This window comes from Pseudomonas sp. Teo4, assembly GCF_034387475.1.
Classification (GTDB): domain Bacteria; phylum Pseudomonadota; class Gammaproteobacteria; order Pseudomonadales; family Pseudomonadaceae; genus Aquipseudomonas.
In genome coordinates this window covers 2,817,549-2,835,886 of sequence record NZ_JAXCIL010000001.1, presented here as the reverse complement: position 1 = coordinate 2,835,886, position 18,338 = coordinate 2,817,549, and the positions used below count along the sequence as shown (strand labels likewise).

18 protein-coding genes and 1 tRNA gene are annotated in these 18,338 nt (G+C 59.9%); 12 read left to right on the top strand and 7 right to left on the bottom strand.

The features are described 5' to 3' along the window. Window positions 1-45 precede the first annotated feature (45 nt). Together PspTeo4_RS12765 and PspTeo4_RS12760 are read left to right on the top strand one after the other, a co-directional pair. Window positions 46-122, top strand: a tRNA-Val gene (locus PspTeo4_RS12765). A 159-nt stretch (window positions 123-281) separates the two neighbouring features. Next, window positions 282-452 (top strand): DUF2986 domain-containing protein, encoded by a 171-nt coding sequence (locus tag PspTeo4_RS12760; protein ID WP_322364125.1) that lies wholly within the window; start codon window positions 282-284, stop codon window positions 450-452. A gap of 12 nt (window positions 453-464) precedes the next feature. Here the strand turns inward: PspTeo4_RS12760 and PspTeo4_RS12755 are convergent, their stop codons facing one another. The 3 genes from PspTeo4_RS12755 to PspTeo4_RS12745 all read right to left on the bottom strand — a co-directional run bounded on the left by PspTeo4_RS12755 (window position 465) and on the right by PspTeo4_RS12745 (window position 3,588). Continuing rightward, the gene (locus PspTeo4_RS12755) at window positions 465-1,358 is read right to left on the bottom strand and encodes a LysR family transcriptional regulator (RefSeq protein ID WP_322364124.1); all 894 of its coding nucleotides are present in this window, start codon (window positions 1,356-1,358) and stop codon (window positions 465-467) included. Window positions 1,359-1,427: 69 nt separating this feature from the next. After that, window positions 1,428-2,483, bottom strand: a complete 1,056-nt coding sequence (locus PspTeo4_RS12750; RefSeq protein ID WP_322364123.1) for an alpha/beta hydrolase — start codon at window positions 2,481-2,483, stop codon at window positions 1,428-1,430. A gap of 115 nt (window positions 2,484-2,598) precedes the next feature. Next, window positions 2,599-3,588 (bottom strand): aldo/keto reductase, encoded by a 990-nt coding sequence (locus PspTeo4_RS12745; protein ID WP_322364857.1) that lies wholly within the window; start codon window positions 3,586-3,588, stop codon window positions 2,599-2,601. Window positions 3,589-3,832: 244 nt separating this feature from the next. Here PspTeo4_RS12745 and PspTeo4_RS12740 point away from each other — a divergent pair, with 244 nt between their 5' ends. Both PspTeo4_RS12740 and PspTeo4_RS12735 read left to right on the top strand, forming a co-directional pair. Further along, entirely contained in the window at window positions 3,833-4,339 is a 507-nt protein-coding gene (locus PspTeo4_RS12740) for an N-acetyltransferase (RefSeq protein ID WP_322364122.1), read from the top strand. A 637-nt stretch (window positions 4,340-4,976) separates the two neighbouring features. Next, complete coding sequence (locus PspTeo4_RS12735) at window positions 4,977-5,387, top strand: GFA family protein (protein WP_322364121.1); 411 nt, start codon at window positions 4,977-4,979, stop codon at window positions 5,385-5,387. A gap of 17 nt (window positions 5,388-5,404) precedes the next feature. Here the strand turns inward: PspTeo4_RS12735 and PspTeo4_RS12730 are convergent, their stop codons facing one another. Further along, the gene (locus PspTeo4_RS12730; RefSeq protein WP_322364119.1) at window positions 5,405-5,815 is read right to left on the bottom strand and encodes an NUDIX hydrolase; all 411 of its coding nucleotides are present in this window, start codon (window positions 5,813-5,815) and stop codon (window positions 5,405-5,407) included. A 281-nt stretch (window positions 5,816-6,096) separates the two neighbouring features. Here PspTeo4_RS12730 and PspTeo4_RS12725 point away from each other — a divergent pair, with 281 nt between their 5' ends. Both PspTeo4_RS12725 and PspTeo4_RS12720 read left to right on the top strand, forming a co-directional pair. After that, window positions 6,097-6,444, top strand: a complete 348-nt coding sequence (locus PspTeo4_RS12725) for a ribonuclease E inhibitor RraB (RefSeq protein ID WP_322364118.1) — start codon at window positions 6,097-6,099, stop codon at window positions 6,442-6,444. Window positions 6,445-6,652: 208 nt separating this feature from the next. Then, window positions 6,653-7,186: a hypothetical protein gene (locus tag PspTeo4_RS12720; RefSeq protein ID WP_322364117.1), complete on the top strand. Its 534-nt coding sequence runs from the start codon at window positions 6,653-6,655 to the stop codon at window positions 7,184-7,186. A 286-nt stretch (window positions 7,187-7,472) separates the two neighbouring features. Here the strand turns inward: PspTeo4_RS12720 and PspTeo4_RS12715 are convergent, their stop codons facing one another. The 3 genes from PspTeo4_RS12715 to PspTeo4_RS12705 form a co-directional block, all read right to left on the bottom strand. Further along, on the bottom strand, window positions 7,473-8,909 hold the full coding sequence (locus PspTeo4_RS12715; RefSeq protein ID WP_322364115.1) for an IS1182 family transposase: 1,437 nt from the start codon (window positions 8,907-8,909) through the stop codon (window positions 7,473-7,475). Window positions 8,910-8,999: 90 nt separating this feature from the next. Next, window positions 9,000-9,713 carry a cupin domain-containing protein gene (locus PspTeo4_RS12710; protein ID WP_322364114.1) on the bottom strand — a complete coding sequence of 238 codons (714 nt, stop codon included), beginning with the start codon at window positions 9,711-9,713 and terminating at the stop codon, window positions 9,000-9,002. A gap of 22 nt (window positions 9,714-9,735) precedes the next feature. Further along, window positions 9,736-10,593, bottom strand: coding sequence for a GNAT family N-acetyltransferase (locus PspTeo4_RS12705; RefSeq protein WP_322364113.1), 858 nt, complete (start codon window positions 10,591-10,593; stop codon window positions 9,736-9,738). 230 nt (window positions 10,594-10,823) lie between these two features. On the opposite strand from PspTeo4_RS12705, the gene PspTeo4_RS12700 reads away from it, so the two are divergent. The 6 genes from PspTeo4_RS12700 (at window position 10,824) to PspTeo4_RS12675 (ending at window position 18,337) form a co-directional block, all read left to right on the top strand. Further along, window positions 10,824-12,296: an aldehyde dehydrogenase family protein gene (locus tag PspTeo4_RS12700; RefSeq protein WP_322364111.1), complete on the top strand. Its 1,473-nt coding sequence runs from the start codon at window positions 10,824-10,826 to the stop codon at window positions 12,294-12,296. Window positions 12,297-12,726: 430 nt separating this feature from the next. Next, complete coding sequence (locus tag PspTeo4_RS12695; protein ID WP_322364110.1) at window positions 12,727-13,395, top strand: haloacid dehalogenase type II; 669 nt, start codon at window positions 12,727-12,729, stop codon at window positions 13,393-13,395. A gap of 72 nt (window positions 13,396-13,467) precedes the next feature. Continuing rightward, window positions 13,468-14,742, top strand: coding sequence for an FAD-binding oxidoreductase (locus tag PspTeo4_RS12690; protein ID WP_322364109.1), 1,275 nt, complete (start codon window positions 13,468-13,470; stop codon window positions 14,740-14,742). Between the two features lie 96 nt (window positions 14,743-14,838). Further along, a complete protein-coding gene (locus tag PspTeo4_RS12685; protein WP_322364108.1) occupies window positions 14,839-16,476 on the top strand; it encodes an ABC transporter substrate-binding protein in 1,638 nt (545 codons plus the stop codon). Window positions 16,477-16,508: 32 nt separating this feature from the next. Then, window positions 16,509-17,465: an ABC transporter permease gene (locus PspTeo4_RS12680; protein ID WP_322364107.1), complete on the top strand. Its 957-nt coding sequence runs from the start codon at window positions 16,509-16,511 to the stop codon at window positions 17,463-17,465. Continuing rightward, on the top strand, window positions 17,462-18,337 hold the full coding sequence (locus tag PspTeo4_RS12675; RefSeq protein ID WP_322364106.1) for an ABC transporter permease: 876 nt from the start codon (window positions 17,462-17,464) through the stop codon (window positions 18,335-18,337). Before PspTeo4_RS12680 ends, PspTeo4_RS12675 begins: the two co-directional genes overlap by 4 nt. Window position 18,338: the final 1 nt, after the last annotated feature.

The window sequence follows — 18,338 nt, the reverse complement described above, 5'->3', positions numbered from 1 at the left end:
CAGTTGACACTGATTTCGGAACGCGTAGAATGCGCCCTCATCGACAGGCACATAGCTCAGTTGGTTAGAGCACCACCTTGACATGGTGGGGGTCGTTGGTTCGAGTCCAATTGTGCCTACCAAACAAAGTCCCGGTCTCCGGGCACATGAAGGGCGATCCGAAAGGGTCGCCCTTTTTGCTGTGCGCAGAAAGTATAGTCGTGTACCAAAGGCCTCACGCCAGATGGCCCACAGCTGCATGCAGAAGGCTGACACGCAGTTGCTGAAGGAGGAGTGGAACGATGAATCGCCGCAAGAAGATAAAACAGTTGCTTCAGGCCCATGCCAAGAAAGCCAGTGCCAAGCTCGCGCCACGCAAGCCTAAATACATTTGCAAAGCCGACCGCTTGAAGCTGGCTGCCGAAGCCGGTGCCGAGTCTGCAAGCACCTCTGAACTTCAGTCGCCAGAGTAAAGTCCGTCCCTCTCAGTGCTGATGGCGCAGCGCCTCGATGACAACCCTGAACGCGGATGAGTGTTCGCGGCGGTTGGGGTAATAGAGGTGGTATCCCGCAAAGGGCTGGCACCAGTCCTCCAGCACCCGGACCAAGGTCCCCTCGGCAAGCTCCTTGGCGACCATGTCTTCCGGCAGAAAACCCAGGCCGCATCCTGCAACCGCCGCCCGCAGGATTGGCAGGCTGCTATTGAATGTCCATTGTCCTTCAACTCGAGCTTTCAGCTCATGCCCACCTTTTTCAAAGTCCCATTGCAGCAGGCTGCCGTGCGTGGGCAAGCGCAGGTTGATGCAATTATGAGCGGCGAGGTCGCCAGGCACCTTGGGTGCTGGATGTTGGCTGAAGTAGCGAGGGGAGCCCACGACTGCCATGCGCAGTGACGGGCCGATCGGCACGGCAATCATGTCCTTGCCCACTTGCTCTCCCAGGCGCACCCCGGCGTCGTAACGTTGAGCGACGATGTCGGAAAGGGCGTAGTCCACCGTTATTTCGATGTGGATGTCCGGGTAGTTCGGGAGCACCTTCAACAGCTTGGGCCAAAGGATATTGTTCGCCGCATGCTCCGAGGCTGAAATACGCACCGTGCCTGCCGGGGTATCACGAAACTCGCTGACGGCCGCCAACTCTTGTTCGATCTCTTCAAAGCGCGGTGCCATCGAAAGGTACAGCCGCTGGCCTGCTTCGGTGGTTGAAACGCTGCGGGTGGTTCGTGTCAGCAGTCGTATCCCGAGCCGCGCCTCCAGCGCTCGCATCGTGTGGCTCAAGGCGGACTGCGAGACGCCGAGCTGCGCGGCGGCGCGGGTAAAGCTGCCCTCGCGGGTAATGACCACGAAGGCTTGCAGGTCGTTGAGGTTGGGGCGGGACATTGGTGAGAGCCTCTCATGAGAGGCTTGAGACTATCCGATTCAAGCCTGTCCCGCATGGCCAAATCCGAATCAGAGGGTCTTGCCGTAGAACGCCGTCAGCTTGGCGATGGCCGCCTCCACATACTTTGGAACCCAGTAGGTTTCGATATGGGTCGCGCCCTCGATGATGAACAGCTCCTTGTCCTGCGTGCCCGTGGCTTTGGCGAAGGCGTCCTGGGTCATGTACAGGCTGTCGGCCTTGCTGCCGGCGATCATCAGCAACGGCTGGTCGATCAGTTCGATCTGGTCGGTGGCGTCGAAGCGCATCAGTTCAAGCAAGCTGCTGGTGGTGTACTTGAAGGTCGAGTTGGGGTGCGCATGGGTCTTCCAGTAGTACGCGTAACCTTGGCGGTACAGGTCGAACGGCAGTTTGGCGATTTGCTCGTCGGTCAGGTTGGCGTCGCCTGAATAGAGCACTTCACCACCGGCCGCCTGCTGGGCGCGAGCCGCAGAGGCCTGTTGCAGGCGTTGCTGGAGGGTGTCCAGTTGCGAATCGTTGTAGCCATTACGGCGAACCCGACCGGAGTTGAACATGCTCACCGTCGCGACCGATTTGAAGCGCTTGTCGGTTTCGGCCGCTGCCAGCGAGTAGCCCCCACCGCCGCAAATACCGAGCAGGCCCAGGCGCTTGCTGTCTGCCCCGGCATATTGGCTGATGAAATCCGCCATGCCGTGGATGTCCTCGATGCGATACGCAGGTTTGTCAGTGCTGCGCGGCTGACCTGCACTGGCGCCCTGGTAGGCCGCGTCCGCTGCAATGGTGATGTAGCCTTGCTCAGCCAGGCGCTGGGCATACAGGCCTGCTACCTGTTCTTTCACGCCGCCGTTCGGATGCGCCACCACCACGGTCGGATAGGCCTTTTTCGGGTCGTAGTTGGCCGGGGTGTAGACGTTGGCTGAAATATCCATGCCATTGAGTGTGTAGTTGACGGGGTGAATATTGACCTTGCCCTGTTCATTCTTTGTGATCGCACCGTCGTAGGCCAAGGTAAACGGGTTTTTCCTGAAGTCCGCGGCGCTGGCTTCGCCCATGCCGGTGCCAGCCATGGCGGTCATGAGTGTGGCTTTCAGCAGGGTGTTTCGCATGTGAAGTCTCCTGAGGTAGGGCATTGTTGCGCCCGGCTTTGCCCCGGCACGCTTGGCGGTTTGTTCCACCCGTGCGACGCAACGGTCCGTCATCGTTGTTGATGATCGTGCTCCACTAGCGCCCGACGCGCGCCTTGAGAGCCTCGGGGTAGCGGTCGCCCAGAATGCTGATTTGCGACAGCGCCGCATCGATGGCCTGCAGGTCTGCCTCGGTGAGGGTGATGTTTGCACCGCCAAGGTTTTCCTCCAGGCGATGCAGCTTGGTGGTTCCTGGAATAGGCACGATCCAGGGGGCTTGAGCGAGCAGCCAGGCGAGGGCGATCTGGGCGGGTGTCGCAGCCTTCTGTGCGGCGATGCTACGAATCAGAGTCACCAGGCCCTGATTGGCCTGCAGTGCTTGCTGGCTGAAGCGCGGCACGATGCTGCGGAAGTCGTCGCTGCCAAATGTTGCATCTGCCGACATGGCGCCTGTGAGGAAACCCTTGCCCAGTGGGCTGAACGGTACGAAGCCGATGCCTAACTGTTCAAGTGTGGGCAAAAGTTCGTTTTCAGGCTCTCGCCACCAGAGGGAATACTCGCTCTGCACGGCCGTGACAGGTTGCACCGCATGGGCACGCCGAATGGTTTGCACGCCGGCTTCGGAGAGGCCGAAGTGCTTTACCTTCCCTTCCCAGATAAGCTCCTTCACCGCGCCCGCGACATCTTCGATGGGGACATCCGGGTCGACCCTGTGTTGGTAGAGCAAGTCGATGACATCTGTCTGCAGCCTGCGCAGTGAACCTTCGACCGCAGTCCGGATGTGCTCCGGGCGGCTGTTGAGGATCTGCTGCTTGTTGTCGGCACCGAAGGTGAAGCCAAATTTGGTAGCGATCACTACCTGGTCGCGAATAGGGGACAAGGCATGCCCCACGACCTGCTCGTTCAGGTACGGCCCGTAGACCTCTGCAGTGTCGAAAAAGGTGACACCTTGATCGAACGCCGCCCGGATCAGCGAAATGGCTTCTTTGGTATCCGTTGCAGGGCCATAGCCATGACTCAGGCCCATGCAGCCCAGCCCCAGTGCCGACACTTCCAAGGCGCCGTTCCCGAGTGTTCGCTTGTGCATTTTCAGGTCTCCCTGCTTTGAAGCGAATAGCGTTCGCTCATGCGGAAAAGAGTCGCACTCAGCCGCTTTTGGCCGGGTGCAATGTTGTTGTGAAAACACTAAGGGAGGAAGGCGATGCGCACTAGGTGGGGAAATCCGAAAGCACTTATGAGCAAGCCTCATGAATGCAAGCATTCAAAGTACATACCCTGCTGGGGTAGATTCAGCATGGCATCATCGACCCTGGCACCAGAGAACGCTCATCATGAATTTGATTATCCGTAACGAACGCGCCGAAGACATACAGCAAATAGCCGCAGTGACTGTCGCTGCGTTCGAGCAGGAAGTTCACTCCAGCCACACCGAGCAATTCATTGTCGATGCATTGCGCAAAGCGGGACAGTTGACTGTTTCGCTGGTTGCAGTGGACGAAGATCACGTCGTTGGGCAGGTCGCTGTTTCTCCGGTCACTGTCTCTTCTGGTGCTGCGGGTTGGTACGGGCTGGGCCCGATATCCGTGCTGCCGGACTGGCAAGGCCAGGGTATTGGTTCATCCTTGATGAAGGCTGCTTTGACCGAGTTGCAAAAGCAGGGCGCAGCCGGCTGCGTGGTGCTTGGTGATCCTGATTACTACAATCGTTTCGGCTTCAATGCTCACGCAGGGTTGGTGTTGCCTGGGGTTCCCCAAGCGTATTTCCAGGCGTTGTCCTTTTGCGGCGAATTTCCAGCAGGGACTGTGCACTATCACCCGTCTTTCAGCGCCACGGAGTGAAGCTGGATTGCGAGTGTTTCAAAGCCCGCGAAGACCGGGTTGTGGGAGGCGTGCTGGATGGCTGTCACTTCCAGCAACGACCGTTGGCGGCTGCGGGCTTTGAACACTTATGCATTGGAATCAGCTGCTCCTTGGTAGTGCAGGGCTATTGAGTTCCAGTTTGCTGTAGCCCCTCTGTGTCATCGTCAGCGAATTGCTCGGCGATTACAGGCGCGTTGGGGTGCATCGAGTGTGAACCATTTCTCCCGACTGCCTGGATATATCCAGATGCATCATCGTCAGCAAATTGCCTGGTAGGTACAGGCGCATAGGGATGCATCGAGTGTGAACCATTTCTCTCGACTGCCTGGATAAATCCAGATGTGCTGTCGGCAGCGTCCTTGGAGTCTGCAAGCGCTGTCAGGCAGGCTGCGCTTAGCAGCGCTACGGTCACCGCGCTCAGTAGGGTTGTGCTCATTGTTGTACGCCTCCGTTTAGAGTCGCACATCGCAGTTTGAACCTCTGGGCAAAGAGCGTGATTGCAAGTGACCAACGGCGCTACATAGATCGCCCAGGCCTGGTCAGGAACTCGGTGATTCAGTTTCAATCGGGTGGGGAACTGATTAGGCTGGCGTTTTCCACCTGCACGGAGGCACGTATGACAGAGGCATATCAAGGAAGCTGCTTGTGCGCAGCGGTCATTTACGAGCTGCTGGCCCCACCAAAAGCAGTGAGCCATTGTCATTGCAGCCAATGCCGCAAGGGCCACGGGGCAGCATTCGCTTCGTACGGCAGCGTTCCACGCAGTGCGCTTCGAATAGTTCGTGGCTCCGCCAGTATCAAAAGCTATGCCTCTTCACAAACGGTGTTGCGCGAGTTTTGCCTGGAATGCGGTTCGACCTTGTTCTGGTCACGATCTCAAGGTGAGTTTGCCGATTGGATTTCGATAGCGCTGGGCACGCTCGATACACCGTTCCTTCCCCAAAAACATAAACACGTTAACGTCGACTCCGCAGCCCCCTGGTTCACATCATCCAGCGCTTGTCTTCAGGTTGAATGGCAGCGTTGATCCTAAACAGTGTTCAGTTATCGCCTCAGGCTTTCGCACAGGAACGCCAGTGCTCGCTGGAATAGAGGGTGGCAATCTGCAAGCGGCAGGTGATCGAGTGGAGCCCAGAAAAACTCGAACAGGTGGCCATGGTCATCCAGTGTTTGATGAACCCATCGTTCAGGTAGGTTTCGCTCAACTCGACAGAGGTGAAACGACCAGATCTGATCTTGATGCTCGGCTTTCCAGCACCCCAGATCGCGCTCGACGATGGCGTCATTGATGCCAGACTCTTCTGCCAATTCACGCAATGCCGCTTCGCTGGGAGTTTCTCCGTTCTCGATAGTGCCCTTTACCAGCTGCGTGCCTGCGAGCGGATGGCGGAACAGCAGGATCATGGGTGGTTGTGTGAGTGAGAGCACTACGGGGCAGGCCTTGTTAGGGTGCATTGTTTTTCCCTGTCAGCGATGAATCTCGGCCTTATTGTGCGTTTGAATTGGCTTCGACATGCAAAATAGGGCGTTTATCGAAGTTATAAAAGGGGTGGGGTATTCGTCGATGGAAAAGCGATTGCAGGCTTGAAGGGCCGCTTACGACCCATGGCAGACCTGAATGCAATCCGGAAATGCCATAGAGTTGAAGGCAGATGTGACACTATTCGCAGCCATGCAAATAGAAGGCTCGCGCTGCGTCCCTCTACCATTTACTACCCCTGAGCAAAGGAACAGCATTGGCCATTCTCGAAGATTTGATGAACCAAGTACCAACCGATATCGATGTGCTCATCAGCCTCGATGCCCAAGGCGATAATTTCAGTACGCAGCGGGACGTCGATTTCGTTTTCTATGCAAAGGAGCTGCACCAAGGCGAGGCTGCGGTAGGGTTCATCAACGACTTCAGGTTTGGCACTGCCAAGCTTGAGACCGTCTCTGAAGAGCAGCATAGAATACTGGTGACGATCCACAGCCAGATTACACAAGAGGTGATTCTGTGCCTTTCGGGTTACATGGCTTGCCTGGCACGCCTATTCGATCTTGATTACGATGGGTGGGGATGCATTGCACAGCGCCCGACCTGAGTTCTTCGCAACTGCCCGCGCTATCTGAAGGGCACGGCTTCGGTGTATTGCAGACTGTCCTCTTGGGTCGATAGCGGTCATTTAAGACTTACCGCTTTCGACCCATAGCCGTCATTCGACAACAATCAAGAGTGGCGTCACTCACAGTGCATCGCTCTCCAGCATTCTGAACAGGTATAATCATTAATCTTCTGGATGATGAAACCACATGAATCTGCATACCGATTACGGATTGATCACAGTTACTAATGAGCCTACTTATTCGTTCAATTCTGCCGACAACCGGCGCTCCTACGCATCTGAAATCCAGCTTACGGACTCGATATGGTCTAACCATGGGGTGAGCCTAAACGGGGACTTGATCGTCGTAGTGGGTGCCGGGGGTGGTGCCACCGATGTCCACGCACACTCGGCCCTGGTTGTCGAAGATAAGCTGCTGTTGGCTGTCGGCGATCACATCGCATGCATTTCAATGGTGCATCCCTATAGTCTACTCTGGTCCCTTCAGGTCGACTTCGCCACGTGTTTCGGTATCTATTGGCAAAGTCAGCGGCGAGCACTGATCGCTCACGGAGAGATAGCGATCTCTCGTTTCTCCACCGATGGTCGACTGATCTGGCAAGCCTTTGGCGCAGACATCTTTTCTGAAGGCTTTGACTTGTTACCCGACCATATTAGAACCGTGGACTTTGAACATTCGGTTTACCGGTTTGACTACGACACAGGTGAGCGCCTTACCTGATCTGTGCATGAGGTGATGCCGCAACCTGTTCTGGGAACGTGTCTGATGTGCAAAATCAAAATCAAGTATGCATGGAAGGCTGTCGGTTGTGACTGGCAGCTATGGGTCCAGGTTGTGTGAAAACGCAAGTAAGTACGTCGAGTAGCGAAAGAAGCTGGGGCACCCTGTAAATTCAGCAGATGTAAGTGCAGATCTAGCTCAGTCGGGTACCAGGCGCGGCCTGTACTATCTGGGCCGCGGCAGCGGCCCAGATAACTGCATACGGACGTAAAAAAAACGCTTGGACTCATGTCCTGATTGCTTCAATAAGCCCAGCGATGCCAAAGATGCTCATCATTCGTTTGAGGTTGTAAGCAAGCACGTGAAGGCTCATCTCGGTGCTTACCCTCGGTAGAGTTTTGGTCAGGAAGTGGGTGCTTCCCATCCAGTATTTGAGCGTTCCGAAGGGGTGCTCCACCGTCTGCCGGCGAACCTTCATTTTTCCGGGGTCATGCTCCAATCGGTTCTGCACCGCTTCGACTACCGTTTCATGCTCCCAGCGCTTTAACCGGCGTTCCTTACCCGTCGTACACTGCTTCTGCATGGAGCAACTTTGGCAGGCAGAGAACCAGTAGGAGTGCAGCAACATGCCGTCTTCCACCGAAGAATGCCGGCGAGTCAGTAGCCGATCCGCAGGGCATCGGTATTCATCGGATGTAGCAATGTAGATGAAGTCCTGCTTGCCGAATCGGCCTTCCGCTTTGCTGCTTGATGTCAGCGGCTTCGGTACAAAAGTGGTGATCCCGGCCTGCTCGCAAGCAAGGATTTCCGGACCTTTGTAATAGCCTCGGTCAGCGACCACTGTTAGCGACTCTGCGCCAATCTCTTCGCGTGCCTGGTTCGCCATATTGCTCAGCTGCGTTCGGTCATTGCCAACATTGGTGACTTCATGAGCGATGATCAGATGGTGTTTGTCATCAACTGCTGATTGTACGTTGTAGCCAACCGTGCCAGTACCTCGGCCACTCGTGGCCATTGAGCGTGCATCAGGATCGGTAAGAGAGATTTGCTGATCTGGGCTGGCGTGAAGCTGCGCTTCAATGTCCTTGAGCTTCGTCATTTGCTGTTTCAGCTTTTCTATTTTTTCGCTCAGCCGTTCAGCCTTGCCCTCGGCAACCTCCGGCGCTGCCCGATCCGCCGAATCCATCGCCGCAAGATAGCGGTCAATGCTCTGCTCGATCTGTTGCATGCGCGCCTTGATCTTGCCCTGGGTGAAGTTGCGGTCGCTATTATTCACGGCTTTGACTTTGCTGCCGTCGATGGCGATGATCGACTGGGAGAAAAGATTGAGGTTGCGGCAAAGCACTACGAATTGCCGGCAGACGCTGCGAATGGCTTTACCGTTGTCTCGGCGAAAGTCGGCAATCGTTTTGAAGTCGGGAGCCAACCGGCCTGTTAGCCACATCAGCTCGACATTGCGCTCTGCCTCGCGCTCAAGCCGACGGCTGGATTGAATACGGTTGAGGTAGCCATAGATGTAGATTTTCAGCAGGACTGCTGGGTGGTAGGCCGGACGACCTGTTGCAGCCGAATCGACACCCTCGAACCCGAGTGTTCCCAGGTCGAGTTCATCGACGAAAACGTCGACCACCCGAACTGGGTTTTCTTCGGTGATGTAATCATCCAGGCACTCCGGCAACAGCGCGACTTGCGTCCGAGTCTCACCTTCAATGAACCGTTTCATGATCGTCCCCGCCACGATCTCGACGATCAGAAGGTTAGACAACCGCTGGTGTTTTCACACAGCCTGGGGCGAAACCGTACACCCGCCCGTTCACGCCACGCCGTAGAACTTGCGCACATAAACCGCACTGGTCCACGCGCAAACCGTGCCTTGTGCCACAAACACCGTATCACCAGCGTTCACCGTCACACGTCCCCCGTTGCCATCCACCAACTCGACCGTGCCTTCGAGCAGATGCATCAGTTCATGCACCTTGTGCGCACGTGCGCTGCGCGCATACGGTGTTGAGTCCCAGACGCCGATGCGCAGCGCACTGGCGGTGTCCTCGAACAGATTGTTGGCGCGGCATTGCGGTGTCGGGCCCAGCAGCACAGCAGCTTCCGGTGGTGCTGACGGGGCAAGCACGGTGCGGGCGTCGAGCAGGAAAATGCCTGGCTTGTCCGGGCCAGTGGCGAGCGTGGCCACACAGAAGGCGCAGAGGCTATCGCTGCTGGCGTCGATCTGCAGTGCTGTGCCGCGGCCGACCACGACACTTTGACCAGGGTGAACGTCGATCTGCTGACCATCACTGCGCAGTGTGACCACGCCGCGATGCACCACCAGCATCTCCGTGAACGGGTAATGCTGGACTGCCAATGTGCCGCCGAGCCGCAGCGTGCCCGCCGCGATGCCGTCGTCGTGCATGGCAGCCGTGTGGCGGGCTTCGCCAAACGGGTCGCTGCTGTTCAGGCGGCCGGTTTGAAAGGCAGTCTCCACGGGGCCATGGCCGGCGCGCGCGAGCAGCAGGGCGGTGGGATGTGACATGGGGCGTCTCCTTGGGGGCAAGTCAGCCGACTGCCTGGGTGATCAGGGCAAATTGAGCGACGCCCCGGCGGGTCTGGGGCAGGGCGCCGAGGGACATCTGGGTCACGCTGTCGACCTTGGCCAGGCCGGCGGCGTCCAGCCAGGACGACAGCCCCGAGGTGGTGGGAATGTCGATGCGCACGAACGCACCCGGCACACCCTTGAGCAGCGTGGCAATCAGGTACTTCGCCTGTTCACCGTCCTCGGCGATCACCGGTCCGATGCACAGGCCGCGGCCGAAGCGGCGAAGCAGGGCAAAGCCTTGCAGTTGGCCGTCACGTTCCACACCGATGCCGCGTTCGACCTCCGGCAGCAGGTCGTCCAGCAGGGCACCGCGCTCAAGGCCGCTGCCGGCGTTGGCCAGCTCGATCAGCTGCGCGGCATCCTCAGGGGTCAGTTCGCGGCAGCGTTCGCCGGGGTTTGCGGCAATCGCTTCGCAGGGCAAGGCGGCGCCCTGGCGCTGCTCGATCGTGCCAAACGCCTTGAAGCCCATCTTGGCGTACAGCGGTTCACCGGCAAGCGTGGCATTGAGAATGGCGGTGCGTGGCGGAACACAGCCCACGGCCAGTTCCATCAGCCGGCGGCCCACGCCTTTGCCCTGGTAGTCGTCACTGACGATCACCAGACCGATGGTGCTGAAGTCACCTTGATGGCAGGCGAAGGCGCTGCCGATCAGCCGGCCCTGGTCCAGTGCCACGAAGCTTTGCGCAACCCGTTGCAACATGGCCCAGTCTTCCAGGCGGTGGGGCCATTTCAACGCTTGCGACAATGCGTGCGCGCTGGCGACATCGTCGACGGTCATCGGTCGATAGTCATAAGAAGAAGGTGGTGGAACCGACATGGCAGGTCTCCCGCGTGGGTCGCTGAAAAGGGGTGAACGACGCTTGCTCTGCACGCTGTATCCCACCAGTCGGGCGGGCTGGCAAGGGGGCCACGACGATTCGGTAGAAACCACCTGTGACAGGGGGCAAGGCCACAGTTACTGCTTAAACGCAGGGCAACGTCGGCAGCAAATGCTTGGTGTTTTTTTCTAGCATTGGAGACCTCGTTTCCAAACGGCTGGAGTCCTTGATGGATAGTTTCGACCCTCGTCTCATCGCTGTGCGCAGCGCCCATTTCATTGGCGGACACTACCGGGATGCTCAGCCTGGCCTGGAGGTTTCGCGCCCTTCCGATGGTCAGGTGTACGCCCAGTTGCCGGTGGCCGATGCCGCGTGGGTGGATGAAGCCGTGAGCACTGCCTGGCAGGCCTTCCAGACCAGCGACTGGGCCAGCCGCCCACCGCGAGAGCGGGCGCGGGCGATGCGTCGCTGGGCCGACCTGGTCGAGGCGGATGGCGCCGTGCTGGGGCCCCTGGAGGCGGTGGGGTCGACGCGGCCACACAAGGATGTCCTGGCCTGGGACATCCCTTACGTGGCCGAAGGCATCCGCTTTTTCGCCGAGTTGGCGGACAAGCATGGCGGGGAAGTGGCGGCCACCCAGACCGACCGCCTGGGCATGCAGATCGCCGAGCCCTATGGTGTGGTGGCGGCGATTGCGCCGTGGAATTTCCCGCTGAGCATGGCTTCCTGGAAAGTGGCCCCTGCCTTGGCTGCAGGCAATGCGGTGGTGCTCAAGCCTTCCGAACTGACGCCGTTCTCCAGCCTGCGGTTTGCCGAGCTGGCCGTCCAGGCGGGGATTCCCGCCGGCATCTTCAACGTAGTGCAGGGCGATGGCCGGGTGACCGGTGATGCCTTGTGCCGGCATCCGCAAGTGTCCAAGGTCACCTTCACGGGGTCCACGGCCACGGGGGCAAGCATCATGTCGACCTGTGCGCTGGTCGGCCCCAAGCCGGTCACCCTGGAGCTGGGTGGCAAGAGTCCGCAACTGGTGTTCGCCGACGTGCCTGACCTGGCCAAAACCGCCCACACCGTGGCCCTGGCCATCACCGGCAATGCCGGGCAGGTGTGTGTATCCGGCTCGCGGCTGATTATTCAGCGCTCGATCATGGCGCCCTTCATCGAACACTTGCAGGGCTTCTTCAATGCGCTGAAGCCGGGCCCGACCTGGTCGTCCCAAAGCACCTTGCCCCCGATCATTTCCCTTCAACAGGCCAACCGTATCGATGGCATCGTGCGGCGCGCCTGCGAGGCCGGGGCGGATGTGCTGGCGGGTGGCGGCTTGTTCGAAGGCATGGGTGGGGCCTACTACCAGCCGACGATTCTGGCGGGCGTCGACAGCCACAGCCCGGCGGTGCGCGAAGAGATCTTCGGCCCGGTGCTGACGGTCCAGGCCGTCGACGATGAAGAGCAGGCCCTGGAACTGGCCCGGCATGACACCTACGGGCTGGCGGCCGGGGTGCACACGGCCGACCTGAACCGCGCCTTGCGCCTGGTTCGCAAACTGGAAGCCGGCACGGTGTGGGTCAACCGCTACGGGCGCAGCAACGACTACATCCTGCCCACCGGTGGCTACAAGCGTTCAGGGATCGGCAAGGACCTGGGGCGCGAGGCGTTCCAGGCCAACCTGCGTTTCAAGAGCGTGCTGATCGACATCCAGCCGTAGAAGCAGAATCTGCTGTGCTTGCCCGCCACGTGCGGCAAGAGAGGTGCGGTTCTTGCAGTTCAACGCTACACATTTCGCGGGCAACACCGCGTTCACCGCTGCGTGTGGTGAATGTGGGTTGCCCGCGATGCGTTCTGGCGGTGGCCAGCAGTGTCTGCGGTACAAAGCGTTGCAAGCGCCTGGGTGCCCGGAAAAAAAGAACCATCACCGTGCATTTTCACAGGCGTTGCCCAAGTCCGGAGCGTCCCGCAAAGAATGCTGACAGCGCCCCGCAAAACGGTGGTTTCTATCAAGCAGCCAGCGCTTTCAACGCCATCTGCTGAATTCACGGTGGTGTAATGAATGTGTGTTGCAGCGATGCAATCACGGCTCCCGAGCGGAGCGAATGCTCGTCATGTTTAGAACTCAACGAACTTCAGGACCGCACAACATGAGCTTTCTTCGACCCAAATTCATTACCTTCGACTGCTACGGCACGCTGACCAATTTCCACATGGGCACCATGACCCGCGAACTGTTCGCCGACCGTGTGCCCGCCGAACAGATGGACCAGTTCGTCAAGGATTTCTCGGCGTATCGCCTGGACCAGGTGAAGGGTGACTGGATGCCTTATGACGAGATTCTCAAGACCGCGCTGGCCCGTACCTGCAAGCGTTGGGGCGTGGAATACCGTGATGAAGGCCAGCTCTACTATGACGCCGTGCCGACCTGGGGCCCGCATGCCGATGTACCGGCCGGCCTTTCGAAAATCGCCGACAAGATCCCGCTGGTGATTTTCTCCAACGCCAGCGACAGCCAGATCATGTCCAACGTCGACAAGCTGGGTGCACCGTTTCACAAGGTCTTCACCGCCGAGCAGGCCAAGGCCTACAAGCCGCGCCTGGCAGCGTTCGAGTTCATGCTCGACAACCTGGGCTGTGGCCCGGACGACATCCTGCATGTGTCTTCGAGCTTCCGTTACGACCTGTTCCCCGCCCACGACATGAAGATCAAGAACAAAGCCTTCGTCGCCCGTGGCCATGAAGTGCCGGCCAACGAGTTCTATGGCTACCGGCAGATTTCGGACATCGGCGGCCTGGCGGGTCTGGTCGGTCTTTAAGCACGTCGCGCAGGCCGCCATGGCAGGCACCTTTCAAGACACTCGAAGCTGAGTATGCAATTGGGGAACGAGATGCGCAGTGAATCCTACTGGCTCGACACGGCACCTGCCTTCACCGGGGCGCAACAGGGTGCTGTGGAAGGCAAGGCCGATGTGGTGATCGTCGGCGGTGGTTTTACCGGTCTTTCAGCTGCGCGCTCATTGGCTCTGAAAGGTGCCGGCGTGGTGGTGTTGGAGGCGGGCAACGTGATCGGCGAAGCCTCTGGCCGCAATGGTGGGCAGTGCAACACCGGGGTTGCCCAGGACTATGCGGCGCTTTGTGCAAGCCTGGGGGTCGAGCAGGCGCGCGAGTATTACAAGGCTTATGAAAACGCGGTGCAGAGTGTGGTCACGGTGGTCGAGCAGGAAGGCATCGCCTGCGACCTGGTGCGCAACGGCAAGCTCAAGCTGGCGGCCAAGGCGAAGCACTATGAAAGCATGGCCCGCACCTGCGAGCTGATCCGCCGCGACGTCGATGCCGATGTCGAGTTGCTGACCGCGCAACAGGTACGTGCGGAAGTCGACTCGGCGGCATTCCATGGTGGCCTGCTGCAGCGCAACGGTGTGCAGATGCATGTCGGGCGCTTTGGTGTGGGCCTGGCCGAGGCGGCTGCACGCAAGGGGGCGCGGATTTATCAGGGCGCCGCGGTAAAAGGCTGGAAAGCCAACAGCGGCGGTTATCAGGTCAATACCAGCAAGGGCTCGATCCAGGCACGGCAGATTCTTCTGGCAACCGGCGCGTGTCAGCACGGCGGGCCGGGCTGGTATCGCCGGCGCATCGTTCCGGTCGGCAGTTTCGTGGTCACCACCGAGGTGTTGCCGCAGGCACTGATCGAGCAGTTGTTCACCCGGCAGCGTTCCTATGTCACCAGCCGGCTGATCGGCAACTACTTCCGGGTCACACCAGACAACCGACTGCTGTTCGGCGGGCGGGCGCGCTTTGCCATGTCTGGCAACCGCTCGGATGCCAAGAGCGGCAAGGTGCTGCAGGCCGCCATGGGCCAGTTGTTCCCACAGTTGGCCGATGTGCGCATCGACTACTGCTGGGGCGGGTTGGTGGACATGACCTCCGACCGGTTGCCGCGTGCCGGGGAGCACGATGGCGTTTTCTATTCCATGGGCTACAGCGGCCACGGGGTGCAGATGTCGGTGCACATGGGCCAGGTGATGGCCGATGTCATGGACGGGCGCCCGGAGGCCAACCCTTGGCGTGCATTGAAGTGGCCAGCGGTGCCGGGGCATTTCGGCACGCCGTGGTTCCTGCCCCTGGTAGGCGCCTATTACCGCTTCCAGGACCAGCGCCTCTAACCGTTTCAGCGTCACCGTTGTCGTTCTGTGTTTCAAGGATGCCCCGGTCGATCCAGGGCAACTCGGACAATTTCAATTTCGACAGGTAGAACCGATATGGCAGACAAGAAAAACGAACCGCAACTGATCTCGGGTGAAGAAAGTCTGCGTGTGTTCGAAGGGCTCAACCGTGGCATGTCGCGCCGTGATGCCTTGCGCATGCTGGGGGTGGCCGGGATCGCGGCGGCAGGCGCTTCGAGCCTGTTTGGCGCTGCGGGGAAGGTGTTTGCCGACGAGTCGCAGGCTCCGGCCAAAGGCAAGCCGGGCGGGCGGATTCGCGTCGCCGGTATGTCCAGCTCCACCGCCGATACCCTGGATCCGGCCAAAGGCGCGCTGTCGACCGACTACGTTCGCCACTTCATGCTGTACAACGGCCTGACCCGCTTCGACCGCCACCTGGTGCCGCAACTGGAGCTGGCCGAGCGCATCGACAACACCGATGCCACGGTGTGGACCATCACCCTGCGCAAGGACGTCACGTTCCACAACGGCAAGGGCCTGAGCGCCGAGGACGTGGTGTTCTCGCTCACGCGCCACAAGGATGCCGCCACCGGCTCCAAGGTCATGCCGCTGATGGCGCAGTTCAGCGAGATCAAGGCCACTGGCCCGCTTGAAGTGCAGATCACCCTCAGCGCACCGAATGCCGAGCTGCCCTCCATTTTGGCGGTGTCCCACCTGTTGATCGTGCCGGCCGGCACCAGCGACTTCAACGCAGGCATCGGCACCGGGCCGTTCAAGGTCAAGGAATTCAAACCAGGTGTGCGTTCGATCAGCGTGCGCAACCCGAACTACTGGAAGCCGGGCCTGCCTTACCTGGACGAAATCGAGTTCATCGCCATCCCGGACGAACCCTCGCGGGTCAACGCCTTGCTCTCGGGCGACGTGCACCTGATCAACGAGGTCAACCCGCGTTCCACCCAACGCATTGCCGCCAGCGCCGGGCACCGGGTGGTCGACGCACCGTCGGGCAACTACACCGACCTGATCATCCGCCAGGACCAGATGCCGGGGCAGAACCGCGATTTCACCGAGGCCATGAAATACCTGCTGGACCGCGAACAGGTCAAATCCGCGGTGTTCCGTGGTTATGCCGTGGTGGGCAACGATCACCCCATCGCTCCGGGCTCGCGCTACCACAATGCCGACCTGCCGCAGCGCGCCTACGACCCGGAAAAGGCCAAGTTCCTACTCAAGAAGGCTGGCATGGAAAACATCAAGATGCCATTGGTGTGCTCCCCGGCCGCTACCGGTTCGGCCGACATCGCGGTGCTGTTGCAGCAGTCGGCCAAGTCGGTGGGCCTGAACCTGAACGTCAATCGCCTGCCCAGTGATGGCTATTGGTCCAACCACTGGATGAAGCACCCGCTGAGCTTCGGCAACATCAACCCGCGTCCGAATGCCGACGTGATCTTCTCGCAGTTCTTCCAGTCCACTGCGCCGTGGAACGAGTCGGCCTGGAAGAACGAGCAGTTCGACCAGTTGCTGATGCTGGCCCGTGGCGAAACCGACGATGCCAAGCGCGGCAAGATGTACGCCGACATGCAAACCCTGGTCAGTGAGCAGTGCGGCATCGGCATCCCGGTATTCATCAGCAACATCGACGGCGTCGACCAGCGCATCAAGGGTTACAGCAGCAACCCCCTGGGTGGCTTCATGGGTTACATGTTCAGTGAGCAGGTGTGGCTGGACGTGTGATTGCAGCGGTGTACTGATGCGGGAGCTAGACGATGAATAGCAACACACTTTGGCTGATCGGCAGGCGCCTGGGCGCTGCCGTCGTGACGTTGTTGATCGTGTCCATGGTGGTCTTCGCCATCACGGCCGTTCTTCCCGGTGATGCCGCCCAGCAGGCGTTGGGCCAGTTCGCCACGCCTGAGCAGGTGGCGGCCTTGCGCCTCAAGATGGGCCTGGATCAGCCGGGTGTGGTGCGCTACCTGCAATGGTTGAGCAACTTGCTCGGTGGCGACCTGGGCATGTCGGTTTCCAGCGCCATGCCGGTCAGCGAGCTGATGGCCGGGCGGGTGCCCAACACCTTGATGCTGGCCGCCGTTACCGCGCTGGTGTCGGTGCCGCTGGCACTGGTGCTGGGCATCGGTTCGGCGATGGGGCGGGGCGGGCGTATCGACAGCGCCCTGAGTTTCATCACCCTGGCGCTGGTGGCGGTGCCGGAGTTTCTGGTGGCGACGCTGGCGGTGCTGGTGTTCGCGGTCAACCTCGGCTGGCTGTCGGCATTGTCCTATGCCAGCGAAATCAGCACGCCCTGGCATTTCATGCGGACCTACGCCTTGCCGGTGATGACCCTGTGCTTCGTGATCGTTGCCCAGATGGCGCGGATGACCCGCGCGGCGGTGATTGACCAGCTCGACAGCCCCTATGTGGAAATGGCCCGGCTCAAGGGTGTCGGCCCGGTGCGTATCGTCTTGCGTCATGCGCTGCCCAACGCCATCGGCCCGATCGCCAACGCAATCGCCTTGAGCCTTTCCTACCTGCTGGGGGGCGTAGTGATCGTCGAGACCATCTTCAACTACCCCGGTATTGCCAGCCTGATGGTCGATGCCGTGACCAACCGTGACATGGCGCTGGTCCAGGCCTGCACCATGCTGTTCTGCACCGCCTACCTGGGCCTGGTGCTGCTGGCTGACCTGTGCGCCATTCTTTCCAACCCGAGGCTGAGAAACCAATGAACGATCTCAGTGTGAAATCGATGCCGGCCAACGCCGAAAGCACGCCGCGCAAGCGGGCCAGGGCGTCGTCCTGGCTTGGATGGCTGGGGGGCGCGATGTGCCTGCTCTGGCTGCTGGTGGCGCTGTTCGGGCCTTGGTTGGCGCCACACCCGGTGGGTGAAGTGGTCTCCGACAACATCTTCGATGCCATTGGCCTGGCGCACCCCTTTGGCACCGACTACCTGGGGCGTGACATGTTCAGCCGGGTGCTGGTGGGGGCGCGCTTCACCGTCGGCCTGGCCCTGGTGTCAGCATTGCTGGCCAGCGGCTTGGGGTGCCTGTGCGCGCTGCTGTCGGTGGTGGCGCCCAAGTGGCTGGATGAAACCATCAGCCGCCTGATGGATGCGCTCATCTCCATCCCCAGCAAGATGCTGGCGCTGATCATGGTCTCGGCGTTCGGCTCCTCGGTCACCTTGCTGATCTGCACGGCGGTGCTCAGTTTCACCCCCGGGGCCTTTCGCATTTCGCGCAGCCTGGCGGTGAACATCGAAGCACTGGAGTACGTACAAGTGGCGCGGACCCGTGGTGAAGGGCGCCTGTACGTGGCCTGCGTGGAAATCCTGCCGAACATGCTCAACCCGGTGCTGACTGACCTGGGCCTGCGCTTCGGCTTCATTGTGTTGCTGCTCAGTGGCATGAGCTTCCTCGGCCTGGGCGTGCAGCCACCCGATGCCGACCTGGGGTCGTTGGTGCGGGAAAACATCGGAGGCCTCAGCCAGGGCGCGGCGGCGTTGGTGATTCCGGCGCTGGCCATCGGTTCGCTGACGATCGGTGTGAACCTGTTCATCGACCGTATTTCGCTACGCCGCAACCGATGCACAGGAGGTCATTGAG